This is a genomic window from Mycolicibacter acidiphilus (assembly GCF_018455725.1).
Classification (GTDB): Bacteria; Actinomycetota; Actinomycetes; order Mycobacteriales; family Mycobacteriaceae; genus Mycobacterium; species Mycobacterium acidiphilum.
Genome location: NZ_JAHCLR010000013.1, coordinates 101,234 through 125,444, shown reverse-complemented (window position 1 = coordinate 125,444; position 24,211 = coordinate 101,234). Strand labels below are relative to the sequence as shown.

At 69.8% G+C, this 24,211-nt stretch carries 17 protein-coding genes; 7 read left to right on the top strand and 10 right to left on the bottom strand.

Annotated features, from left to right (window positions below; all coding sequences use genetic code 11):
- Positions 1-65: 65 nt before the first annotated feature.
- From KIH27_RS08980 to KIH27_RS08935, 10 genes are read right to left on the bottom strand one after another with little or no spacing between them, the layout of a single operon-like run.
- Entirely contained in the window at positions 66-1,220 is a 1,155-nt protein-coding gene (locus tag KIH27_RS08980; RefSeq protein ID WP_214092602.1) for a hypothetical protein, read from the bottom strand.
- Positions 1,221-1,222: 2 nt separating this feature from the next.
- Entirely contained in the window at positions 1,223-2,155 is a 933-nt protein-coding gene (locus KIH27_RS08975; protein WP_214092584.1) for a hypothetical protein, read from the bottom strand.
- Positions 2,155-4,659 (bottom strand): GAP1-N2 domain-containing protein, encoded by a 2,505-nt coding sequence (locus KIH27_RS08970; RefSeq protein WP_214092583.1) that lies wholly within the window; start codon positions 4,657-4,659, stop codon positions 2,155-2,157. The genes KIH27_RS08975 and KIH27_RS08970 overlap by 1 nt, the downstream gene beginning before the upstream one ends.
- A complete protein-coding gene (locus KIH27_RS08965; RefSeq protein WP_214092582.1) occupies positions 4,656-6,710 on the bottom strand; it encodes a SaeA-related protein in 2,055 nt (684 codons plus the stop codon). The genes KIH27_RS08970 and KIH27_RS08965 overlap by 4 nt, the downstream gene beginning before the upstream one ends.
- Before the next feature lie 2 nt (positions 6,711-6,712).
- Positions 6,713-9,373, bottom strand: a complete 2,661-nt coding sequence (locus KIH27_RS08960) for a hypothetical protein (protein ID WP_214092581.1) — start codon at positions 9,371-9,373, stop codon at positions 6,713-6,715.
- Between the two features lie 2 nt (positions 9,374-9,375).
- Entirely contained in the window at positions 9,376-12,924 is a 3,549-nt protein-coding gene (locus KIH27_RS08955) for a tubulin-like doman-containing protein (RefSeq protein WP_214092580.1), read from the bottom strand.
- On the bottom strand, positions 12,924-15,977 hold the full coding sequence (locus tag KIH27_RS22970; protein WP_214092579.1) for a vWA domain-containing protein: 3,054 nt from the start codon (positions 15,975-15,977) through the stop codon (positions 12,924-12,926). Before KIH27_RS22970 ends, KIH27_RS08955 begins: the two co-directional genes overlap by 1 nt.
- Positions 15,978-16,580 carry a hypothetical protein gene (locus tag KIH27_RS08945; protein ID WP_214092578.1) on the bottom strand — a complete coding sequence of 201 codons (603 nt, stop codon included), beginning with the start codon at positions 16,578-16,580 and terminating at the stop codon, positions 15,978-15,980. It lies immediately after the preceding gene.
- A 7-nt stretch (positions 16,581-16,587) separates the two neighbouring features.
- Positions 16,588-17,250, bottom strand: coding sequence for a DUF4190 domain-containing protein (locus KIH27_RS08940; protein ID WP_214092577.1), 663 nt, complete (start codon positions 17,248-17,250; stop codon positions 16,588-16,590).
- A gap of 33 nt (positions 17,251-17,283) precedes the next feature.
- The gene (locus KIH27_RS08935; RefSeq protein ID WP_214092576.1) at positions 17,284-17,790 is read right to left on the bottom strand and encodes a DUF4190 domain-containing protein; all 507 of its coding nucleotides are present in this window, start codon (positions 17,788-17,790) and stop codon (positions 17,284-17,286) included.
- 764 nt (positions 17,791-18,554) lie between these two features.
- On the opposite strand from KIH27_RS08935, the gene KIH27_RS08930 reads away from it, so the two are divergent.
- From KIH27_RS08930 to KIH27_RS08900, 7 genes are all read left to right on the top strand, one after another.
- Complete coding sequence (locus KIH27_RS08930) at positions 18,555-19,781, top strand: CaiB/BaiF CoA transferase family protein (protein ID WP_214092575.1); 1,227 nt, start codon at positions 18,555-18,557, stop codon at positions 19,779-19,781.
- Positions 19,778-20,686, top strand: a complete 909-nt coding sequence (locus tag KIH27_RS08925) for a hydroxymethylglutaryl-CoA lyase (protein WP_214092574.1) — start codon at positions 19,778-19,780, stop codon at positions 20,684-20,686. The genes KIH27_RS08930 and KIH27_RS08925 overlap by 4 nt, the downstream gene beginning before the upstream one ends.
- Positions 20,686-21,924 (top strand): acyl-CoA dehydrogenase family protein, encoded by a 1,239-nt coding sequence (locus KIH27_RS08920; RefSeq protein WP_214092573.1) that lies wholly within the window; start codon positions 20,686-20,688, stop codon positions 21,922-21,924. Before KIH27_RS08925 ends, KIH27_RS08920 begins: the two co-directional genes overlap by 1 nt.
- 11 nt (positions 21,925-21,935) lie before the next feature.
- On the top strand, positions 21,936-22,889 hold the full coding sequence (locus KIH27_RS08915; protein ID WP_250149823.1) for a phosphotransferase family protein: 954 nt from the start codon (positions 21,936-21,938) through the stop codon (positions 22,887-22,889).
- Positions 22,886-23,203 (top strand): DUF6285 domain-containing protein, encoded by a 318-nt coding sequence (locus KIH27_RS08910; protein ID WP_214092572.1) that lies wholly within the window; start codon positions 22,886-22,888, stop codon positions 23,201-23,203. Before KIH27_RS08915 ends, KIH27_RS08910 begins: the two co-directional genes overlap by 4 nt.
- A 59-nt stretch (positions 23,204-23,262) precedes the next feature.
- The gene (locus KIH27_RS08905; protein ID WP_214092571.1) at positions 23,263-23,664 is read left to right on the top strand and encodes an Rv3143 family two-component system response regulator; all 402 of its coding nucleotides are present in this window, start codon (positions 23,263-23,265) and stop codon (positions 23,662-23,664) included.
- Positions 23,665-23,827: 163 nt separating this feature from the next.
- Positions 23,828-24,205, top strand: coding sequence for an NADH-quinone oxidoreductase subunit A (locus tag KIH27_RS08900; RefSeq protein ID WP_214092570.1), 378 nt, complete (start codon positions 23,828-23,830; stop codon positions 24,203-24,205).
- The last annotated feature ends 6 nt before the right edge of the window (positions 24,206-24,211 follow it).

Below are 24,211 nucleotides of genomic sequence, written 5' to 3'. Positions count from 1 at the left end.
CCTCGAACGGGTTGCCGCCGAACGGATTCTGCGGACTTGTCACGACAGCTCCCCCGCGCCCCCGGTCACAGCACACCGAAGCTGGACGTGACCCAGCGGACCGGGTCGGAGCATCGGAACGGTGCGATGCCCCGCATGTGCAGTCGCTGTCCGGTCGGCGGCTGCCCCAATGCTGAGACGACGAAGAATCGATGCGCCAACGGTGGTACCGCCGAAGGGTTCTCCACCGCCGCCACCATGGACCCGGCGTTGAGCCGGATCAGCAGGCTGCGGACCTCTTCGTGCAGCAACTGCCCGTCGACGTCGTCGTAGCGCTGCGAGTCGGAGGTGTCCCGCAGGTAGGCGGCCCCGGCGTTCGACATCATCATGCTCCACTCCGAGCCCTCGACGTGTCGAAGTGTCCGCAGCGCATCGAATTTCGACAGAATGACGGCGACGCGCGGCCGGCCCGGGCCGATGGCCCGCAACACGTTGCTGAGGACCTGGCGGGGGTCCCCGCCACCGACCATCTGCGGGGGCAGGATGTCCTGCAACTGGTCCCGGATGGACTGCACCCGCAGCGGGTCGAACATGAAGAACACCGCGTCGGCGTTGGCGAAGAACCGGAAGGGCGGTCCAGCGAGATCACCGGACTCCATGTCCTCACCCGCTACGTCCCGCAGCACCAGGTAGCGCGGCAGTCCGTGCCAGACCCCGAGGCTGAAGATCAGCGGTTCCCGCTGAGTCGAGGTCTGGGTCAGCACGGTCGGCGTCGGCGGGATCAGGCCGCGCTCGGCGAACAGCGGTGTTTCGTAGTTGGTGGTGTAGGACTCGGCCGTTGAACGGTTGGCGGGTTCCATCGAGTACCCGAGTCGTTCGCACAGCAACTGGAGTTGTTTCACCAGCACCGCGACGTACAGGCTTTTCCCGGTGGCCCGGGCGCCTGCCATCGCGATGCAGTAGGCCTGCCCGTCGCGCCAGCCGTCGGGCAGCGTGTAGTGGCAGACCGGGCAGACCTCGACAACCGCGGTGCGCAGTGCCTGGCTGGCCGCATGCGGCGGCGGCTGACCGTTGTAGCCGGGTGGGCGGTCCCACCGGAACAGCGCCCCGATGTCGGTTTTGGCACCGAGGAATGCCGAACCGACCTCGTCGAAGTACCGCGGCGCACCGCTGTTGGGTGCGGCCGCCCACAGGTGCTGATCGGGGTTCAGGATCGAAAAGCACCGCGGACATTTCGTCAGTGTCATGTCAAAGCCTGAACCAGACCGGCGGCGACTTTGTCGAGAACCTGCGGGTGCGCCAGCAACTCAGCGGTCGCATCCTGCCCCGGACGCGGGCCGGGCAGCCGGGTTCCGGGGTAGTCGGTGTCGTGGGACAGCGCGATCACCGGAAAGCGTTGCCGGACACCGCTCGTCGGGAAATCCGAGCACACCACGGCCCGGGTGCCGGGCGCCAGTCGAGACCATCGCGCACCTGCCGACCACCGCGGCTGCGCTGCGCGTACCGCCTCCGCCAGACCACCGGCCGGAACCGGTTGCGCCGCATCGGCGCCGACGGGCGTGACGTCACCGCCGACGAGAACCGCACTGACCTGCCGAATTCCGAGCGCGTCGGCCACGCCGACGACGACGTCGGTCGCCGCTGCCGCGCTGCCGTTTTCGAACCACGGCCGCATCGACGCCGACGTGTCGAGCGCCACGACGAGATCTCCCACGGTCTGCGCACCACCCCGGCCGATGATGCGGCGCGCCGACGTCCTGGCGGCAGCGGCCAGCGGACTCAACTGGACGTCGGCGACGATGTTGACCGCGACGTCGATCTGACGACCGTTCGGGCTCAGCTCGGCGAAGCCGACGGCGGCCTCCCCACCGATGTCGACGGGGTCGAGCAGTACCTGGAACGGGTCCGGGTCGTCCGGGACGTCACGGGTGATCGCGAGATGCACGACGGTGCCGGCCGGGAACCATGACGAGCCGACCGGCCGCACTGCGATGGTGACCGGCCCGGTCAGTTCGGGCAGCACCGCCTGGTGCGCGGATGTCCGCACCACCTGCTGCGGCGTCGCGGTGTCCAGTTCGAGGGTGGCGGCGTTCACCGAACCGGTGATCGACACCGATAGCGGCCCCGCCGGGATGGTGACGTGTTGGTTGCGGCCGTTGACCACGTAAATCGGCATCAGTGACTCCCGTGCATCCAGGACGACGCCGGCGGTCGAACGTCACCGCGGCGCGCGAACAGGTTGTGAACCAGCTTGCGGTAACGGCGCGAGGCGGAACCCTCGGTGCCGTCTCCGATCGTCTTGGCCAGCATCTCGGCCACCGTTTCCTCGTCGTTCTCGGTGACGTGCCCGACGGCGATCGACACCTCACCCGCTGCAGCCAGCACCGCGTCGATCCCGCGCGGGCTCCCGTCCGTGCCGGCTTCGCCGGAGGCCGCCGGCACCAGACTCGCCGCCACGACCGCGACCGCTGAGATGACACGGTGCTCGACCAGCGCCATGATCTCCTGCGCCACCACCCCGGCCACCGCCTCGTCGGCGGCCAGCACCTCGGCGCTGTGCGGTCTGGGCAGACCCAGCGCACCGGCCACCGCCGCCACCGTCACCAGTCGTACCGCGAAATCCCGGTGCACCTGGTCGGCGGGGATCTGCGCGAGCACGCTGTCCCACAGTGGGAGGTAGGCACGCAGGTAGACGTCGATGTAGTCGCGCTGCACCCAGGCCGCCGCGTCGAACCGGCGCAGCATGGCGCAGGAGACGGTGTAGTCGTCGGCGTTGGCGGTCAGCACCGCGTCGCACAGTCGCAGCAACGGGTCGCCGTCCACCGTCCCGAGCAGCGTCGACAGCAGCATCGCCGAGTCGCAGCCCGCGACGCCGATCGCCAGCAGTTGTTCGGGAGCCCATACCCGTCCGGCCGCGATCTCCGCCCGGCGCGGTGAATTGCAGGCCGCCAGCCACCACAGCCGTGCGAAACGATCCGCCTCGCCTGTCGAACCGTGTCGGTCGGCCCGCAGCCCGCACACCGCCGCCCGCATCCAGATCTCATCGAAGCGCTCCGCCGACTGCAACTCGTCCGGGGTCGGCATGGTCAGTCCGCCGGTGAGCCAGTCCACGACCGGGGTGCTCAGCGTCGTCGTCCCGTCGTTCTGCAGCGCCGCCCGCACCGTCGGTGCGGCGGCGGCGATCCGGGCCTGTGGACCGACGCGGTCCCCGAGCGTCTCGATCAGCGTAGGGCCGGCCTGCGGATCAGCCAATCGGTGGGCGAACCCGTCGAGGACCGCCCCGACCCTGCCGTCCTCGATTCCGGCGCGAACGAGCAGATCGGCCAATGTGATCAGCGGGCCGTCACCGTCGGTCCGGGCGCGCTCCAACGCCGGCCCGAGTGCCGCCGACACGTCCTCCGGCACCGGTCGCCCGCGGTAGCTGCGGCCGCCCATCGGGACCGGGCCGGGCTGCCCCAGCCACCCGTCGTCGGCGACCGCGCGGCACAGGTAGGTCCGGGTCGCGTAGTCCGCGGCATATCCGGTCAGGTTCTGCTCCACCGCTTTCCACGCGTCCGCGGTGGTGTCCCCGACCAGCTCGGCCAGGGTTTCCCGGATCACCTGTGCGGCAGCCGAATCGACTGTCACACCGGCGGGGCTGTGCGCGGTGATCACCTGGCGGGCTTCGGGGTGCGCATCGGCGAACGCACCGTTCGACGCGACCGCCATGGCCAGCGGCCAGGCCGGGTGCAGTCCCCGATCCGGGGTCGCAGCGGCGAATCGGTCGATGCTGTCGAGGATCTCGCGGGCCTCGTCCTGATCCAGCAGCACCTCCTGCGCGAGCACCGACCAGGTCGTGACCTCGATCTGCTGGCCGGTCGAGGTGCAGTGCGGTTGTCCCCCCAACTCCCCCAGCGACAGCAGCGCGGTCTCGTCGATGAAGACCGTGCCCGCGGGCAGGGCTTCCGCATCGATGAGCGGGACAGCCGTCAGGTGCTGCCCGGAATGCAGCGCCGCGGGCAGCTGGTCGGCACGGTCGAACGTGCTGAAGCTCAGTGCCGCAGCCGTTCCCGCCGACATCAGAAAACTGACCAACCCGATCCACTGGGCTGCCGAGTCCGCCGATTCCGCTCCCAGCACCACCGGCGCCCCGCCGTCCAGTGCCGCGGCCACCGCATCGAGGAGTCCCAGCAGCGTCGGAAGCCGCCAGGTGACGGTGTCCAGAGCGAAGGCGACGACGCTGTCCTTGGTGACGCACCGGCCGACAGCGGGCGGACCCACCGGCAGGGTCGCCGCGGCGACGGCGGCTGCGCCGTAGGGGCGCAGCCATTCCGGTGAGCGCCACAGCTCGATCGGCCGCAGCACCGGTCCGGCATCGGGGGTCCGGTCCAGCACCGTGTGGGCGAACACGTTGCCCGGCCGCCCGGTGCTGTCAGCCCCCGCGGCAACCGAGTGCCAGTAGGCGCCGGCGCCGTCCGGGCTGCGGCCGTAGGCGAGCCGTCGCGGGGCGGCGTCCAACTGCTCACCGCTCGGGTATTCCGGCAGCGGTTCGGCGGGCCGGAACACGGTGCGCACCCCTGACACCAGCAGTTCGGTCTCGGCCTCCGACAGGTCGCCGACGGACTGCTTGATCTGCCATCCGCCGGCGGTTCCCGCACCATCGAACGAGGTGTAGGACAGCTGGCCGTAACGGGTACTCACATCTGCCCCCCGGTGAGACGAAGCGCCTGAACCGGCGGGTCCAGCAGTGCGATCGACGCAAGCCGTTGCGCCGATGGGGTGTTCACGAACAACCGGATCCAGCCGCGCCGCCCGCGAAGGTCGGCCGCCCACGCCTCGTCGGTGCCGGTGGTGGTCAGCGCGGACCATCGCAGTTCCTTGGACGGTTTGGCCGTCAACTGCCCGGCCGCGTCCACCGGTGCGGCATCGATGGCCTCACCGTCGCTGGGCGTCAACGGAATCCGTTCCGGATTGTTGACCAGAACGAACGCCGGCGAACCCGGCATCTCGATCTGGGACCGCAGGAACACCTTGGCGTGCGACGGCGCTCCGGTGGGATCGCGCTCGACCTGCACCACGTACTGCAATCGCAGCAGACCGCTGTATTCGATGCTGCGCACGGCTCCGGTGACGCGCCGGCCCGCCGAGAACGCCACCGGAACTAGGTGCAGCGAGCATCCGGTGAGGGGCAGTTTGCCGTTGGGGAGTTGAAGTCCTCCGTATTTGTCGTATTCCTCGGAGCTGATCTCGAAAGACGTTCCGGTCAAACCGTTTTGCGGGTCGTAGCCCTTCGGTGCGAGATAGACGACGACCGCTGCGGCACCCTCGGGCCAGTCGAACGTCAGCACCTGCTTGTTGCAGTACTCGGCGAGATCGACATCCCGGATCGCGCCGGTCCGCACGGTGGAGAACGTGCGGCCCAACAGCACCCGGCCCGCCATGACCGTCACCGGCGTGAAATAGGCGCGGCTCCAGCCCGGCGGCCAGGACACGCCGGTCATCACCGAGACGACCTCCCCGTTCTCACCGCGGCGACCGATGACGAGTTGGTTGAGCCGCATCTCCGCGGTGAGACCGATCTGCTCCAGCGCCGCCTCGGGCAACTCCCCGGCGTCGGCACCGACACTGGGCCCGTTCTGACTCCGGAAGATCACCACCTCGCCCGCAGCCGGGGGCGTCCACTCCAACGCGAAGACGTCGGCATCACCCTGTTCGGCGGCGACCTGCAGGTCGGTGACGGGTGTGAGCACTGCTGCGGTGTCGATGACGGTGTCGACCGGGTCCGACAACCGGAGCACGCCCTCCACCGCGGCCGCAGCCCGGACTCGGTAGATGTAGCTCTGCCCCGGTTCGGTGTCGACGTCGACGAATCCCGCGATGTTGTCCTGGCCGGCCAGAATCCGGTGCTCGGGCCGTTCCCGGCCGCCGTCGGAGGCCGGGATCCGGAACACGAAGACCGTGCTCACCCCGGCGGGGGCGCTCCACCGGCCGGCGACCCGGCCATTGTCCTCCCGGACGACGCAGTCGCGCACCGGGCCGACCACCACGCCTTCGGCATGCTTGAACGGCTGCGCCGCAAGGGCTTCGGCGCGTGATGCGCCCACGTTGGCCCACACCTGGTAGTAGCGGATCGACGCCTGCAGCGGCGCATCGTCCACGGTCTCGGTTCCGGTGGTCGCAGCCACCAGCCGTGCCCGATCCGGGGCGTAGGGGGCGCTGTCGTCGGCGGCGACCAACCGGTAGATCACCACCGATTCGCCGCTTCCATCGACGGCCGGCCAGGTCAGCCGGCGACCGGAGTCGGTCGGGGCGCCGACGGCGATGGCCTCGACATGACCGCTCGGCTGCCCGAAGGTGAAGGGCGCGAAGTCGTTCACCGACAGCGGGGCATCCGGCGAGGCGGCCGCAGCCGGACGTTCGCCGGCCGGCTCGTCGACGGCGGGCCCGGGCTCGGTTGCCGATGGCGTCGCGCGATGATGACGCCCCGCGGCGCCGTCCGGATCCGGTGCCGGCGCAGGCGTCTGCGCCAGCAGGGCGGCCAACTCCTCGGCGTGCGCGGCGACCGAACCGGGCAGCATCGCCCGGAGCTGGTCGAGCTGGGTGCTGCCGGATCGCAGAATCATCCGCAGGTGGGCCTCTTTGAAACTCCCCGGCGACACCGCCCCTGAGTCGACCAGCCGCTGACGCCAGGCGATGAGCGCGGCCATCCGTGGATCGCCGTGCTCACCGCTGTGCTGCCGAGGATCGGGCATTGCTAGAACACCAGATCCCCGGCGGGCGGCGCCCCGGGACCGTCATCGGAGTTGTCCCACGCCGGGGGCCCGGCCTCGAATCCGCCGGTCAGTTCGGTGGGCGCAGCGCTGAACAGCGTGAAGTCGTAAGGCGGCACCCCGTCACTGGCCTGCACGACGACCGCGCGGTATCCCAGACCGGCCCGGGCGATCAGTGGCGCATCGATGGCGACCGCGGAACGGCCCCCGGTGATGGCGGAATCCGTGAACGTGGCGGTGTCGAACGGCACGGCCTGCGCCCGCTGATGGTCGAGGAAACCGGCGCCGAACTGGGCGGCGGCAACATCACGGCCCAGCGTGGGCACCAGAACGGACTCGGTGAGCGCACGGCCCACCGCATCGTTGCCGGCGAACATCTGCTCGATCCGCGCCCACAGGGCCTCGGCACCGGTGGGCTGCACCTGCCCCGACGACACCGCGGACGACCAGGCGTCCAGGCCGGAGCCCGTGCCGATTCCCGGCATGCGGTACAGCATCTCGGGGTCTTCACGCAGTTGCTCGGCGGCGGACTGCACCATGTTCTGCCAGGGCTGAGTCAGCCAGCCCAGTCCGTAGAGATGCCGCTGCAGATCGTGGGCGGCGTTGGCGGCGTGTTCGGCGCCGGGTGCGGCCACCCCGACCAGCGCGCAGCGTGGCAACCCGTCGACGATCTGCGCGGCAACCGTGCCACCGGCCGGAGCCGGCCCGAACGGCGCCCGCAGCACCGGACCCACCGCCCGGCACCAGGATTGCAGCTGGCCGTAGGCGGTGGACAGCCGACTGACGTCCTGCAGTGCGTTGCGCAGGTTGGCCTGCAGCATGTTCAGCTGCTCTTCTTGGGACTTGCGCAGGTTGAGAACCGTGAACAGGTCGCGCTGGGTGAACAGGAAAAGCCCCAGCGACACCAGGATGTAGAGGCCGAGCAGCACGCCGCCGGTGGTCAGCGCGTAGCGCCAGCCGAACACCCCGGTCGCCCCGAGCACGGCGAAGAAGATCAACACGCCCAGCGTCGCCCACGTCAGCGTCGCCAGGATGATGCCGACGGCCTTCTGTCGGGCGCGCAGTCGTTCATCGATGCCCAGTTCGGCCGACGCCACCCGCAACTGTTCGCCGAGCTGTCCGACCTCGTTGCGCGCTCGGCCGAGGAAGTCGGTGAGGACCGAGGCGACCTGCCACGCATAGCTTTTCGACGCCCGCTGCTGCCATCGCTCCAGTTCGGTTGCGGCGCCGCGCGCTTCCACGCCGGCGGCCGGATCCGAGTACGCCCGCTGCAGTCGCTCCCCCAGGTCGCCGACGGCGAGGACGTCGACGGGTTCAACCGCGGTCACGCCGATCACCGCCGCCAGCGACGTGGGGATCGCGGTGAAACTGTCCGTGCTGCTGGGCACGACGTCGACGGCGTCCGCCACCACCCCGATCCCGGAACCCACCTGGATGGGTTCGAGTCCGTTGGCGCGGCGCCCACCGTCGGCCAGTGTCAGTGCGCCGTTGAGGAAGTCGGTCCACAGCGGGCTGAGGTCCTGCTGGGTCAGGTGGCCGGCACCCGGATCGGCGCCGATCGCCGCGCTCAGTTTCTCGGCGTTCCGGCCCAGGCCCTGCCAGTCGGATGTCGAACTCTCGGTGACCACCGAGAACGCGGACTCCTTGCCGCCGAACACGGTGCCCTGCACGGTGGAGGCCAGCACCGAGGTCACCGAACCCTTGACCGCGGACAACCACGCCGACGGCGCATTGCGCAGCGCACCGGCCATGAACCGCAGGAACATCGTCAGCGCCGCCCAGATCGAGATCGATTGGGGGGCGGTCTCCGTGGCGCCGAGTCGCGGGCCGCGCAGCACGTCACGGTGCTTGGTCCACAGTGCCCGCGCCATCATCTGTGCCGCGCCGGGCACGTCCTCGACGTACACCACCGGGATCTGCCCGCCGCGCGGCAACGGCATCCGTCCGCTCGGGTCGAACAACCGGGTGCGCAACTGCCGTTCGACGTCGGTGGTCTCCATGCTGCGGTAGAAGCCGCGAACGGCGCGGACCGTCTGCCCGGGCAGGACCTCCAGGCTGTCGAACGGGGTCTGGTTCACCCCAGCCCACAGGCCGGCCACCGCGGCGACCACTGGTGCGGCCCGCTGGGCGAGGTCCAGTGGTTCGTCGAGCTGTCCCCAGGCCACGGTTCCCAGGCCCGGTCCCGACGAGTCCTCCGGTGCGACGAGAAGGTTGTGCCAGCCCTCGATCACCACGGCGCCGGCGGCGTTGCTGGGCAGTGAACCGCCGCTGGTGAGCAGCAGCCGCAGCAGCGTGACGCGCGCGCCGACGGAACTGCTGCGCGCGACCTGCTCCACCGCCTGTTCCGCCGCCAGCGGCACCCGCTCGGCGATCGGGGCCTCGGCCGGCACCAGCACCGCCACCCGGATGCGTTCGTACCGTTCACCGGTGAGGAGCTGCTGCAGCACAACCGGTTCGGAGACCCCGTCCCGCACGAGCGTCGCCGGTGTGGCGGGGCCGCTCACGTCAGCGGCCGCCACCCAGACGAATCCGTCCAGGAGTCCGGCCGCCGAGTAGTCCACCAGCACCCCGACGATCTCATCGGTGCTGCCGGTCGGCACCACGAACACGGTCAGGGCGCGGGGTCCGCTGTGCGCTGCGGTCATGGTTAGAACGTCCCGCCCTCGGGGATCACGACACCCCCGCCGTCGTCGAACAGCCCGGCTCCGCTCGTCGTGACTCCGCTGGCCAGTGCCTCGGCCGCGCGCTGCACCAGTTTGATCAGTGACTCGGTGGCCGAGTACACCTCCGGGGCCAGGTCGCGGAAGATCGGCGTCTTCGACGCAGTACCGCGGGTCGGCACCGTGGTGAACGCCCCGCCCTGCGCCGCGCCGGGGGCGTCGGCGGGCAGATACTGTGCGGCGACGTCACGGATCGTGGTCAGCCAGGCGACCGCGGCCTCGGCCCGCTCATCGGGCGTCTGCGCCGCCGCGACGGTGGGCACCCGCGACGTCACACCGGCCGCCGTCGTGCCGTCCCGGAGGAAGTCGCGCAGCAGTCCGGCCGCGGACAGTTCGACGATGCCGCTGGCCGGATCCTGGGAGTGAGCGTCGTACAGCCCGCGCAGCACGGTGTAGGGCCGCAGCGAGTTCATCACCGGCGGCTCGTGCGACTGGGCGATCGCCAGCAGGATCGACTCCAGCACCGCCGGCAGCCAGTCGTAGGCCGCCTGGAACGCCGACGGCGGGGTCAGCAGCGGGTTCGGGAAGTTCAGCCACTGGCCGCTGTCACCGTCGTAGATTCGCACCGCCTCGGTGAACGGGGACGGTGGAATCTGGATCCGCCCCAGCAGTTGCCCGATGAACCAGCCGGCCGTCATCGTGCGCCGCTCGTCGTCGGTCATCGGGAGCGACGCCGCCAGCGGGCGGGACCGGCGGTACTTCCAGAACGCACCGCGTCCGGGTCCCGCCGTCTGCGCCCACTGCTGGGCAGCCGGCTTGAGCACCGAATCGAACACCAGCGGTGAGTAGTTCGGGTACGAACCGAAGATGTCGATGCGGGTCACGCTGTCCTCATCGGAGAGTGAGCGCGCGTAGTTGTCCTTGGTTGCCTGGTCGATGCGCGGGTTGGCACGCAGCACCTCGGCCAGCGCCTCGGTGATCGGCTGGCCGGCGAACGGGATCTCGGAGAACTTGTACCGGTATTCGGTCTGCTGTCCGGCGTGCACCCGTTGCAGGGCCTGGTCGTTGACGCTCGCCAACGGTCGCGCCAACGACAGCGCTTCGGCGAACTTCGTCTCGATGTCGTGCCGGCGGCCCAGGACCTCCGACTCCGAGGCGCCGACGCCCTGCACGAAGTCGCGCAGCGACACCTTGCAGAACTCCTCGAACGCCTCGCCCGGTCGGCCGACGTACATCCGGGCCCGGCTCAGCAGTTCCGCCGGCCGGGTGTGAATGTCGAACTGCGCCATGGCCGGAACTCGCGGACGTCCGTTCTCCGGGTCGGTGCCCAGCGCGCGGGTCACCCAGGTCGCGGTGCGCTCGATCAGGCCGCCGGGGGCCGACGCGCCACCGGTGGTCTTCCACTCGCCGAGGATGATGCGCGTCGTCGCCTCCTCGATCGCGGACTGCAGCGGCATCATGGCCTGCGCACCGGCGACCGCCCGCGGCAGGTCGAACTCGTAACGCTGCTTGAACGCCGTCGAATTGATCAGCAGCACTTCGTTGTTGGCTTCGGCGAACCGGCTCGGAACCAGTTCGTCGGCGTCCGCCGGCCAGGCCGCGTACTGATCCGTGGCCAACCGGGCCAGTCCGACATCCGACGGCGGCGCCGAACGGGCCTGCTCCAGCAGGACCATCGACTCGCCGAGCCGGTCCCGCAGCGGGCCGAGCATCTCGGCGCCCATCACCCGCATCACCTCGGCGATCCGGGTTGCGGCATCGGCGAACAGCTGTCGGCGCACGTTCCCCCGGAAACCGTCGAGTACCGCGGCCAGGATCTGGTCGGTGTTGGTCATCACGCCGCGCAGCGATTGCAGTGAGGCCTCCAGCTGCGGGGAGATCGCAACGATGTCCGGCGGCCCCATCTCCCCCAACTGGGCGACGGCGGACGCCAACTGGTCATCGACGTGGCGGCGCAGCTGATCCACCAGGGCCCGCGCATAGGAGAGACCCATCGTGGCGATGGCGCCGGCGACGACGTGCTCAAGCCGGTCGGCGAAGTCGCGGTGCCATTGGAACGCCATTTGGTAGGCCGCGTCCGCGCAGGCCCGGTTCACCTCCTCGCGGCGGTTGTAGACGGCCTGACGGAAGATCGGCACCCACTGCTCGGCGGTCATGCCTTCCGGGTTGGGCAGGTATCCGCGCAGCTGTCGGTCGATCAGTCCGTTGATCGTGGCGGCGACGGTCTCGGCGGGGAACGCCTCCATCCCGATCCAGCGCCCCAGCACGCTCACCCGGGACTGCTCGTCGGCGGCGTGCGCCGGCACTCCCAGCTCCACGCAGTGGGTCGGCCACTGACTCGACAGCAGCGACTCCAACTGCTCGGTGCTCGACGCCGGGTTCCCGGGCTGCATGTGACCGAACAGCAGTTTGTCTACGCAGGCCCGCGACAGCCGCTGGGCGGCGTACTCGGCGTAACGGTCCCTGCCCATGCTCAGGCTCGCGAATCCGTAAGTGCCCCAAGGCAGAACATCCCAGGACGAGATACCCCAGCCCAGCAGGTCGCGGTCACCCACCGGGGACGCCGTGTTGCCGAGGTCGTAAGCCACGAACTGGTCGCTGGCCTTGCCACTCATCATCAGGCCGGCCAGCCCGCGGGCCAGCCCGCGGTACACCGCGTACTGGGAGCCGTCGCCGAACAGGGTGCGCTCCGCGCCGATGTAGCGGCCGACGGGGAAGACCCGGGCGAACGGGATCGGCTCGCCGTCACCGTGATGCTGGCCCAACGCCCGCAGGATCCGCACGTCGTGCTCCCGGGCGGCGCCGGACTGGCTGGCCACGATCTCGCCGAGCATCGCCAGCGCGTTGGCCCGCACACCGATCACAGCACTCTGCGGCAGGGAGTCGAAGATGTCGGGGGTCACCATGAAGACCCCCATCAACTTCGGGTCCAGTCCGGTCACCAGGGTCAGCAACCGGCACACGTCCAGGGCCATCGACGCCCCGGCACCGCCGGCCATCGAGGACACCACCAGCACCAGCGGCGGCTCGTTGGGATCGAAGCGCCCCATGCCGGGCACCTTGACGTTCGACATCTCCGAGATCGTCTCCACCCGGAACAACTGGTCCCAGGCGGATTGCAGGGTGGCGTGGATCTCGCTGGCCTTGCTCAGCGTGATCATCCGGCCGATCGCGCGATACTGCCCCGCACCCGCCGAGATCGGGATCGACACCTCCTGCGGGCTGCGCGGCGACCAGGTCGCGATGGTGTCCAGCGCCGACTCCGCCACCAGCCGCTGCGACAGCGCACCGTCGAGGATCGCGTAACTGCTGCCCTGCGGCCCGCAGCCGATGTAGGAACCGCCCTGTGCGGGAACGTTGGCCAGCCCCTCCGGGCCGGACTCCGCGGCGCTCGGCACGTCGATGTGAACGAATTGCCACCCGGGCAGCAGCTTGCCGATACCGGCGTCGTGGAGCTCGGAACGCAGCTGATCCATCATGAACGACAGCGTCGCTCCCCCGGACCCACCGCAGCCCACTACCAGAAATCGTCGCATCAGTTTCCCTCTCCGAACGGGTCGAATGGATCAGAGTCATGTCCCGACAGCCACGGCGGCGGCGGTTCCGGGGGCCGGGGCGCGCCGGTGTCGGGTTGCTGAATCGGGGTGGGCGGGGGCGGTTGACCGTACCCCAACTCATCCCGGGGCGGCTGCTGATAATCCGGTGGTTGGATCGCGTTGTCCACCGCCGGTGTCGGGGCCGCACCATAGCTCGGCGGGGGCGGCAGCACGGCGGGCGGTGGCGGCGGTGGTGGTGGTGCCGCAGCAGGCGTCGCAGGCACCGCGAACGGATCCGCGCCGCCACCGAATGCATCTCCGCCCGAGGGGAAGCCACCGCCGGGCGGCGGGGGCGCGCCGAAGGACATCGGCGCCGCAGGCGGTTGCGGGGCGCCTGCCCCGAACGGATCCTGCCCCGGCGGCAGGCCGGCGGCGGACGTCTCACCGAACGGCGACGCGCCCGGGCCCGTCGCCGAGAACGCCGACACCATGCCGGCCTCCGTCGCCCGCAGCCGCAGGCCCTTCAGCAGGTCGGGCAGGCGCTGGGCGATGTCGTCGTAGATCTGCTCGCGCGCAGTGGCACCGGTGGTTCCGGAGACCAGCAGCAGCACCTCCGCGCAGTCCTCCGGCCCGCGGGGATCGTGCAGCAGCACCCAGGAGTTGTGCACCGCCAACGGCAACACGGCGTGCAGCCCGGATTTGTCCGATCCCGGCAACTGGGATCCGACGCTGACCATGCCGCCGGCGTCAACGACCACATGGCCGGCACCGAACGGACTGCGCCCCATGACAACCGCAAGGTTCACGCCGAGGACGCTCAGACGGCGGGCGCCGCCCGCGGGCAGGCCCGTCACCGGGTTCACCAAGTCGGTCTCGGCCATCGCGAACGGTTTCCCGTTGCGCTGCACGACATCGTGGCTCACGTCGACGCCGATCCGCTCGGCCAGCAGCGGGTTGTCGGGGATCTTGGCCGTCAGCCACTTCGACAGATACAGCAGTGCCAACGGAATCCCCGGCCCCAGCAGCAGGGCCGCGATCAGCACCAGGACGAAGTTGGTCGTGTTCAGCGGCTTCACCAGGGACGCGGTGAACGACACCGGCACCGTCTGCGCGTCATCGGGGTGGTCGAGCGCCGAAACGCGAACAGGAACGGTGCCGTTGAGGCTGCCGTGGCCGTTGCTGTCGGTGTGCAGCGCGACCGTCAGTTCCGCGGTCTCCCCGGCCGGCACCTGCAGGCAGTTCTGCGCGGAGTTCGCCGGCGAACTGATCCGCGGGGTTCCTATCCCCTCGGGCCCGGCCGCGATGGTCAGCGCGCCGATGTCGGTGATCCACGCGCAGCCGGGACCGGCGACACTCAGCGTGGCGGACGCGCCGGCGGCGGCCTCGACGGTGCCGAAATCGATGCTGTTGCCCAACGTCGGCAACCCGAGTTTCGGCAGGATCTGAATCGGCTTCGCGACTTCCTGCGGCGACAGTTGGGTACCCGGAATCGGCGCTCCCTCCGGGTCGGCGGTCGCCGCGGTGGTGATCACCAGCGACATCTTGAGCACACCGTCGCCCGGCCCGATGTTGGTCAGGTCGGCGGAGACGGGCCTGCCGATGTCGTCTTTGCCCACCGACGTCAGCAGTGGAATCGGCGCCCCGCCGGCCGGTACCAGCGACGCGGACAGCACCGCCGTCCCCGCCAGATTCCCGGGCTGCACCGCTCGGCCCTGGCCGTCGACCATTCCGAAGGTGAGGTCGTTGACGACCTGTCCACTGTGCCAGGCGACCTTGTCGGCGCCGACCAGCGTCGGGAAGATGTCGGTGGTGATGTGAATGTTGACCCGCGACGCGGCGTCCGGGTGCTGCCCGGTGGTGTCGACGTACACGATCGCCCACTGGCCGACCCAGTGCGGACTGTTGGTGTTCTTCATCGAAATGGTCTGCGCGGAGTCGGACTTCCACTCGTAGCTGACCTGCGTCCCGTCGACGTCGACGTCGGTCTTGCCGTCCTTCTGGGGCAGCTGCACGGTCTGTCCGGACGGCGAGATCAGGTAGGGCTCGACACCGGGCACCCCACCCGATCCCAGAATGTTGACCTCGACGATCGAGCCGTCCAGCACGAAGTTGTGGCGCGCCTCGGGGCACACCTCCTTCTGGCAGACTCCGCCCGTCTCGGAGACGCCCGGTTCGGGGTTGAGCGCATCGAAGGCGAACAGCATGTCGTCGACGTTGGAGACTGGGATGAAATCTCCGGGCACCGGGTTGACGATGTCGCCGCAGGTCTTGCCTCCCAAGCCCTTTCCGGTGCTGATCGCCGACATCACGTCGAAATCGCCCGGTGTCTGATTGGCGCCCAGGCCGATCCCCAGCATGATGATTCCGCTCGACCGAAGCTGGTCGGCCAGCCCGCCCGGCCGACAGATCGACTGCACGGCCTTCTGGCCGGTCTCGGTGATCCCGTTGGGTGCGTCGAGCTTGATCCCGTCGGCGTACGGCTTGGTGACGGGCCGGGCCGTGTAGTCGATGGTGCCGTCGGAGAACCAGGCGACGGCCTGGCAGCGCGTGCCCTGACTTCCGGTGGCGCCCTTGGTCAGTTCCTGGCGTGCTCCGTCCAGTGCCAGCCAGTAGTCGGTGTCGATGCCGTTGTTCTTCGACGCGATGGCCGCCAGCGAGTCGCTCACCCCGCCGACCGAGGCTCCGGTCAGCGGCGTCCAATCACGTTCGCGGGTGTAGGTATCGGCGAATCCCGCGACGGCGACATCCAGTTTGGCGTCGATCCGGTCGGCGTATTTACTCAAGGTCTCCAGGAGGTTCCGGGCGGCGCGCACCCGCGCCGCACCCGGGTCGGTGGCCTGCAGACTGCGCGACTCGTCGAACAGCAGCAGCAGGTCCCCTGCCTTCTGCGCGGCAAGGCAGGCGCCGAATCGACTCGTCCCCTGCGAGTCGGCGGCCGCGCTCGGCATCATCCCGACCGCGCCGATCATGGCGATCAGCGCCGCCGCTGCGAGCAGCCGCAACAGGAGTGCCGGTCCGCGCCAAGTCCAGCGGATCCGCGATGCGATAACCATTTACAGCGTCCCCGCCCACAGTGCGATCTGCCACGCCCCGACGACGATTCCCACCAGGCACAGCGCGAGAACCACCCAGTAGAGCGTCGCCGTCCAGCTCGGCGCCGAATAGATTGCATCGGTGCGGCGACGGGTGTCGACCCGGTTGAACACCGCGAGAGCACCGATCGCCACCGGCCCAGCCAGCAGCCAACCGGCCAGTGCAGTGCCGATGTTCCCGCCCTGCAGCGCGCCGAACCCGGACAGCAGTGCACCGCCGACCGCCAACGCGATGGCGACGGCGAACCAGACCAGCGGCGGGCCGGATGTCGTCAGCGCCCCCGGTCCGGTCGGGTTGATCGTCAAATGCCCGAACGCATCCCGCCCGTCCTGGGCACCGATTCCCGGCGCGGCGCCGGCGCCGAACAGGCCGCCGGGATCGGGCGCCGCCGGGCCCGCCGCAGCCGGCGCGGCCGGGGCCGACGGCTGATTGGCCCACGGATCGAAATGCCCCGGGCCGCCGGCGCCCTGCTGTAACGGCGCCGCCGGGGCCGGCCCGGGTCCGGGCTGCGCCGATGGAGTGCCCGCTGCACCGAAATCACTGAAATCAAACGGATTCGACATCACACCTCTAAAACGGATTCAGGCACAGTGCGAATGCGCGGTCGGGCGGGGCTGCGACGAATTCCGAACTGCACTGAACTGAGGACTCCACCTTCGAGTCGACTCGATACACGCCTTCCTGGTGGACGCACTGCGTCTGATACAGGTCGAGCGCCTCCGCGCGTTCGGTGCTGCGAATCTGGACCTCGACGCACATCCCGATCGGCACGGTGGCCAAGTCGAGCTTGACCCGTGGTACCGCCGGTGCCGCGGCGATCGAGGTGACGACCGACGGTGGCAACGGTGTGACGGAGGCGCCCGGCACCGAGGAGTTGCCGACCGCCGACGTGGTCGACGGTTCCGAGGTGTGGGTGCCCCACCACAGTCCGGCGCCGATGAGCACCAGGCACATCAGGTACCCGAGCGCCAGGCCGGCGATCGCGGCCCCGCGCCCCCGTTCGTGGGTGCGTGCGATCTGCGGCAGCGCGATATGGCCGAGCGCCACCCCGGCCGGTGGAATGACCACCGCCATGATCGGGGAGAGCACCGCGAACGTGTTGTAGGCGGCCTGCGGCGCCGGCGCGCCGAAACTGACCTGGCTGATCGGCGGGCCATAGCCGCTCGCGGGCGGTGGCGGTGCACCGAACGGGTCGTGCGGTGGCGTTCCGAACGGGTCCGAACCGGGATACATCAGGCCGCTCCGTTACTCGGCTGTGGCGTCATATCAGCCTTTGAAGTCCGCAAGACACGCAAAGATGGTCTGGTCGTTGTTCACCAGGGACAAGGTCGTTCCGCACGTGTCGGACGGCAGGATCTGCTGGACCTGCGCCACTCCGTCGCGCACTTCGCACGCGGCCCGGTAAATGGTGATCCAGCTCTTGTTGGGGTCGTCTTTGTCCCGGGATTCCTTTTTCACCTCCACGCAGTCGCCGACCCGCAAATCGCCGACGTTGACCGTGGGACGTGCCACCGGCGGTGCGGTGATCACGGTCGTGCGCGGAGCCTGCGCCGACGCCGTGGTCGAGACTGCGGGCGCCTGCGGTGCATCCGAGGTTTTGCCGCCGAGCACCAGCCACACCACCAGCGCGATCACCAGGATCGTGGTGATCGCATAGGAGACGGCGAGCCCGATGATGGCGCGTTCCCGGCCCTGCTCGCCGGTGCGCTGAATCTGATGCAGCGCCAGGTGGCCCAGTACCGCCCCGACCGGCGCGAACACGAACGCGAACACGATCGACAGGGTCGCCAGGGCATTGACCTGCCCCTGCTGCCGTTGCGGGGCGCCGAACCCACCCGGACCGGCCGGTGGATAGCCCGACTGCATCGCCGGCGCACTGGGATTCTGATGAAATCCCCGGCCGCCGAACGGATCACCGCCGAAGGGATCCTGCGGGCTCCCATATGTCATGGGCCGACCACACCCCCTCACACTCAGGAGGGCATATTGAGATCGCTCCAGACGGCGGCAATACCAATACCCTCGTGCTTCAACTGCAGCGAACCTAAGCCGTAGCATCCGGTGCGGGAAACGTATCACACGGGACAACCCGGAAAACCAACGATCCACCCCCTGCCGCCGCCGCCCCACGGCCTTGCCGGGGCAGCCTGGTCGGACCGGCCCACTATCGAGAAAACCCTCTCCCACCAGCGCATCCGCCGATGCACGCGGAGTGCCCCGGACAGCGACTGGCCGACCGTCGCCAACTGACCGCGACGCCTGCCCAGCCGGGATGCACCCCGTCGACCGGGATCAGCGTTGCTGGACGCAAGCCGCAGCAGAACCGTTGCATCGCTGCGATTCGTTGCATTGCTTCGGAAACACCTCCGGCGCCCTCCCCCACCAACCCGCGATCGTGCACAATTCACCGGCAAACCCCCAGGTGAGGGTGGTGAATTATGCACGTTCGCGCAGGAGGGAACGGCGCAAAACGCGCCGACGCGGCGCGATACCGGTAATCGCCGCGGCCGCCGATTCGATCGGTAACCTCATCGACCATGACGGTCCCGACACAGGCGCCCGACCCCACCGGTGCCCTCGACGGCATCCGGGTGCTCGAACTCGGCACGCTGATCTCCGGGCCGTTCGCCGGACGCCTGCTCGGCGACACGGGCGCCGAGGTCATCAAGGTCGAACTGCCGACGGCCCCGGACCCGCTGCGTACCTGGGGGCAGGCCGAACTCGACGGGGAGCACTTCTTCTGGACGGTGCACGCCCGCAATAAGAAGGCGATCACGCTGGACCTGCGCGCGCCCGCCGGGCGGGAGTTGTTCCTGGAGTTGGTGGATCGCGCCGACATCATCGTGGAGAACTTCCGACCCGGCACGCTGGAGCGCTGGGATCTCGGCTACGACGTGCTGCGCGCCCGCAACGTCGGCATCATCCTGGTCCGGGTCTCCGGCTACGGCCAGACCGGACCGGATGCGGGCAAGGCCGGCTACGCCTCGGTGGCCGAAGCCGCCAGCGGCCTGCGGCACATGAACGGGTTCCCGGGCGGACCGCCGCCACGGCTGGCGCTGTCCCTCGGAGACAGCCTGGCCGGGATGTTCGCCGCCCAGGGCGCACTGGCCGCCCTGTACCGGCGCACGGTCACCGGCGAAGGCCAGGTCGTCGACGTGGCGCTGACCGAATCCTGCCTGGCCATCCAGGAATCCACCATCCCCGACTACGACGTCGGCGGCGTGGTGCGCGGGCCGTCCGGCACCCGGCTGGAGGGCATTGCGCCGTCGAACATCTACCGCACCGCCGACGGCAGCTGGGTGGTGATCGCCGCCAACCAGGACACCGTGTTCGCGCGACTCTGCCAGGCCATGGGAACACCGGAGTTGGCCGCCGACGACCGGTTCGTCGACCACACCGCCCGTGGTCGCAATCAGGACGAACTCGACGCGATCATCGGCGCCTGGGCCGCGCAGCGCCAACCGGCGGCGATCATCGAAACCCTGTCCGACGCCGGAGTGATCGCCGGTCCGATCAACACCGTCGCCGAGGTGATGAACGACCCGCAGCTACAGGCCCGCGGCATGATCGCCGACCACTGGGAGGAGCGGATCGGCCGAAACGTCAAGGGCCCCGGCGTCATCCCGGTGCTCTCGGCGTCACCGGGCGCCATCCGGTCGGCCGGGCCGGCTCGGCCGGGTCAGCACAACGACGAGGTCTACGCCGGCCTGCTCGGCAAGGACGCCGCCCAACTCGACCGCCTGCGCGCCGAGGGCGTGCTGTGACACCCGGGCACGTCACGATCCGCGAGGTGTCACTGCGCGACGGACTGCAGATCGAGCAGCCGATCCCGTTGGCGGCCAAGCTCGAACTGCTGGCCGCCGTCGCGGCGACCGGGGTCCGCGAAGTCGAGGTGACCTCATTCGTCTCACCGACGAAGGTGCCGGCACTGGCCGACGCCGCCGAACTCGCCGCCGAACTGTGGCGCTACCCCGACATCGAGTTCTCCGCCCTGGTCGCCAGCCCGGGCGGTGCCGCCCGGGCCGTCGCCGCGGGCCTGCGCTCACTGGAGTACGTCGTCTGCGCCACTGACGAGTTCAGCCTCACGAACGTGCATCGCACAACCAGTGAAGCCACCGCGGCGATCGCCGACATCACCGGCATCGCCGGCGACGCCGGAGCCACCCTCGAGGTGATCGTCGCGGTTGCCTGGGACTGCCCGTTCTCCGGCCCCACACCGGCCCAGCGGGTGATCGACATCGTCTCGACCGCAGTGGATCTCGGCGTGCATCGACTGGCGCTGGCCGACACCATCGGCACCGTCGCCCCGGGCCGGGTGTCCGCACTGGTCGACACCCTGCGGCCCCGGATCGGCGCCATCCCGCTGGGCGCACATTTCCACAACACCCGCGGCACCGGGCTGGCCAGCGCCTACGCGGCGGTCGGTGCCGGCATCACCCGGCTGGACGCCTCGGTCGGCGGCCTGGGCGGCTGTCCGTTCGCACCCGGCGCCACCGGCAACATCGCCACCGAGGATCTGGCCTACCTGCTGATCGACTCCGGCTACACCGTCGACGTCGATCTGGCGGCCACGATCGCCGCCGCGAATACCGCCAGATCGATTGTCGGCCACGACCTTCCCGGCGCACTGCTGCGGGCGGGCGACCGTAAGCGCATCGAAGGAGCCTGATGGATTTCGCACTGCCCGAGCACCTGCCCGGCCTGCTCGCCGAGATGGACGCCTTCATCGAGGCGGAGATCGCGCCACTGCAGGCGGAGAACATGCAGTACTTCGATCACCGCCGGGAGTTCGCCCGCACCGACGTCGACGCCGGCGGCACCCCGCGCCGGGAGTGGGAGGATCTGCTCGACGAGATGCGCCGCCGCGCCGATGCCGCCGGCTGGCTGCGGTACGGGCTCCCGTCGTCAGTCGGCGGCCGGGACGGCACCAACGTCGACATGGCGGTGATCCGGGAACATCTGGCGCACAAGGGACTCGGCCTGCACAACGACCTGCAGGACGAATCGTCGATCGTCGGGAACTTCCCGCAGGTCATCATGATGGAGCGGTTCGGCACCGATGCGCAGCGCGCGCAGTGGTCGCAGGCGCTGATCACCGGTGCGCGGTCGATGGCGTTCGGGCTCACCGAGCCCAACCACGGCTCGGACGCCACCTGGCTGGAGACCCGCGCCGAGCCGACCGCCGACGGCTGGGTGATCAACGGCGCCAAGCGGTGGAACACCGGGGTGCACCGCGCCACCCACGACCTGGTGTTCGCCCGAACCTCGGGCAACGCCGGTGACGCACAGGGCATCACGGCGTTCCTGGTTGCCACCGACGCAGCCGGCTTCACGGTGCCGTTCTACTGGTGGACGTTCAACATGCCCACCGACCACGGTGAGGTGGAGTTGAAAGACGTCCGAGTGCCGGGCGACGCGGTGCTCGGCGAGGTGGATCGCGGGCTGGAGGTGGCCCAGACGTTCCTGCACGAGAACCGGATCCGCCAGGCCGCCTCCAGTCTCGGCGCGGCGCAGTACTGCATCGATCGGGCCGCCGACTACGCCCGTCACCGCACGGTGTTCGGCAAGCCGCTGTCGGTGAACCAGGCGGTGCAGTGGCCGCTGGCCGAGTTGAACACCGAGGCCCAGATGGTGCGACTGCTGGTGCACTACGCGGCCTGGCATCTGGACCGCGAACACCACCTGGAGGTCTCCGACAAGGTGTCGATGGCCAACTACCGGGCCAACCGGCTCGTCTGCGACGCCGCCGACCGGGCCATGCAGATCCACGGCGGCATCGGCTACAGCCGGCACGAACCGTTCGAGCACATCTACCGGCATCACCGCCGCTACCGGATCACCGAGGGCGCCGAGGAGATCCAGATCCGCCGGGTCGCCCAGCGGCTGTTCGGATTCGACCGGCGGTGACCACTGGAACCCTGGCGACCGCACTCGGCGACGTCCTGCAACCCGTGCTGGGCGACGTCGAGATCACCGGCCTGCAGGCACTGACCGGCGGTGCCAGCCGAACCACCTGGGCGTTCGAGGCACGCACCGCGACCGAACGGCACCGGCTGATCCTGCGCCTCGGGCCGGCCGAGGAGGCGCACGCCGGCATGGTGCTGGAGGCGCACGCTCAGGCCGCTGCCGCGGCCGCCGGCGCCCCTGTCCCCCACGTGCTTTTGGCCGATGATTCCCCTGCGGCCCTTGGCGATCCGTTTCTGATCTGCGAGGCGATCGCCGGCGAGACCGTGGTGCGGCGCATCGACCGGCAGCTTGACGACGCCGGCAGGGCCGAACTGCTGACGCAGTGCGCGCAGGCGCTGGCCGCCATCCACCGCGCCGACCCGAGCTGCGTCGGCGCCACCGGCGAAGACCGACTGGCAGCCTGCCGTGGCGAACTCGACGCGATCGGCGACACCACCGCGACGTTCGAATGGGCGTTCCGCTGGCTTGCTGCGCACCGGCCGCCGCCCGCACCACCGGTTCTGGTGCACGGCGACTTCCGGATGGGCAACCTGATCGTCGACGGGTCCCGGCTCGCCGCCGTGCTGGACTGGGAGCTGACCCACCTCGGCGACGCCTGCGAGGACCTGGCCTGGTTCTGCCAACGGGCCTGGCGGTTCGGGGCGCCGGCCGAGCGCGGCGCGGGTGGTCTGGGCAGCGTCGAGGACTTTCTGGCCGGCTACGAGCAGGCCACCGGCACAGTCGTCGACCGCGACCGGTTCCGCTGGTGGCTGATGCTGAGCACGCTGCACTGGGGGGTGATCTGCCGCCACCAGGCGCACCGGCACCTGTCCGGGCAGACCCGCTCGGTGGAGTTGGCGACGATCGGCCGCCGGGTGTCGGAGACCGAGTGGGATCTGCTCGACCTGCTGGACGGGGCGGCATGACGCGCCGGCCCACCGCCGCCGAATTGGTCGCCGCGGTCATCGAATTCCTCGACGGCGATGTGCGCGCCGCCACCGAGGGCCGGGTCAACTTCCATGCACGGGTGGCCGCCAACGCGTTGCGCATCGTCGAACGCGAACTGCTCGACACCGCCACTGCGCCGCCGGACCTGCTGGGCTTTACCGACGAGGCCGCCCTGGCCGCCGCGATCCGGGCCGGCGACTTAGACGACCGCGCCGACGCCGTGACCGCCTGCCTGCGCGCGCTGGTGCAGCACCGGATCGCGATCGACCATCCCGGCTACGACGCCGAATGAACGACGGCGAATGACGTTTGTCGGCCTGCGATCAGCGTTCTCGCAGTAGCATCGGCACCGTGTCCGACACCACTGCCGCGTTGCATGTCCTTGTCTACAGCGACGACGCCGCGACCCGCTCGCAGGTCATGACCGCGCTCGGCCGGCATCTGCACCCGGATCTGCCGGAGCTGAGCTACACCGAGGTGGCGACCGAGCCGATGGTGATCCGGACAATGGACGCCGGCGGGATCGACCTGGCCGTCCTCGACGGCGAGGCCACCCCGGCGGGCGGTATGGGCATCTGCAAGCAGCTCAAGGATGAGATCCGGCCGTGCCCGCCGATCGTCGTACTGACCGGCCGCGCCGACGACGTCTGGCTGGCCAACTGGTCACGCGCCGACGCCGCCGTGCCGCACCCGATCGACCCCATCGCGCTCAGCCGCACGGCGCTGCAGCTGCTGCGCACGCCCACCCCGTAACGCGGGGCCGGTCCGGCGCGAATTCCCCTGTCGCCGTTGACCGCTACAGGTGACGACCGTCACAGTTGACGGCAATTCCCGATTCCCCCCAATCGGTGTGCGACGGCACGTTAGGCTGTGCCTTACTTCACATCGACCCCCGGAAGAGAACCACGTCACTGGCATGAATCTCTACCTACCGATCCTGGTCCTCGCGGCTCTGGCAGCCGGTTTCGCCGTATTCTCCGTGGTCGCGGCCACGCTGGTCGGCCCGTCCCGCTACAACCGGTCCAAGCTCGAGGCCTATGAGTGCGGCATCGAGCCCACCGACCAGCCGGTCAGCGGACCGCACGCGCCGGCCGGCCAGCGCTTCCCGGTGAAGTACTACCTGACGGCGATGCTGTTCATCGTCTTCGACATCGAAATCGTTTTTCTCTATCCGTGGGCAGTCGCCTACGACGGGCTCGGCGTGTTCGCCCTCGTCGAAATGGCACTGTTCGTCGTCGTCGTCTTCGTCGCCTACGCCTACGTGTGGCGACGGGGCGGTCTGAGCTGGGATTGAGGTAAC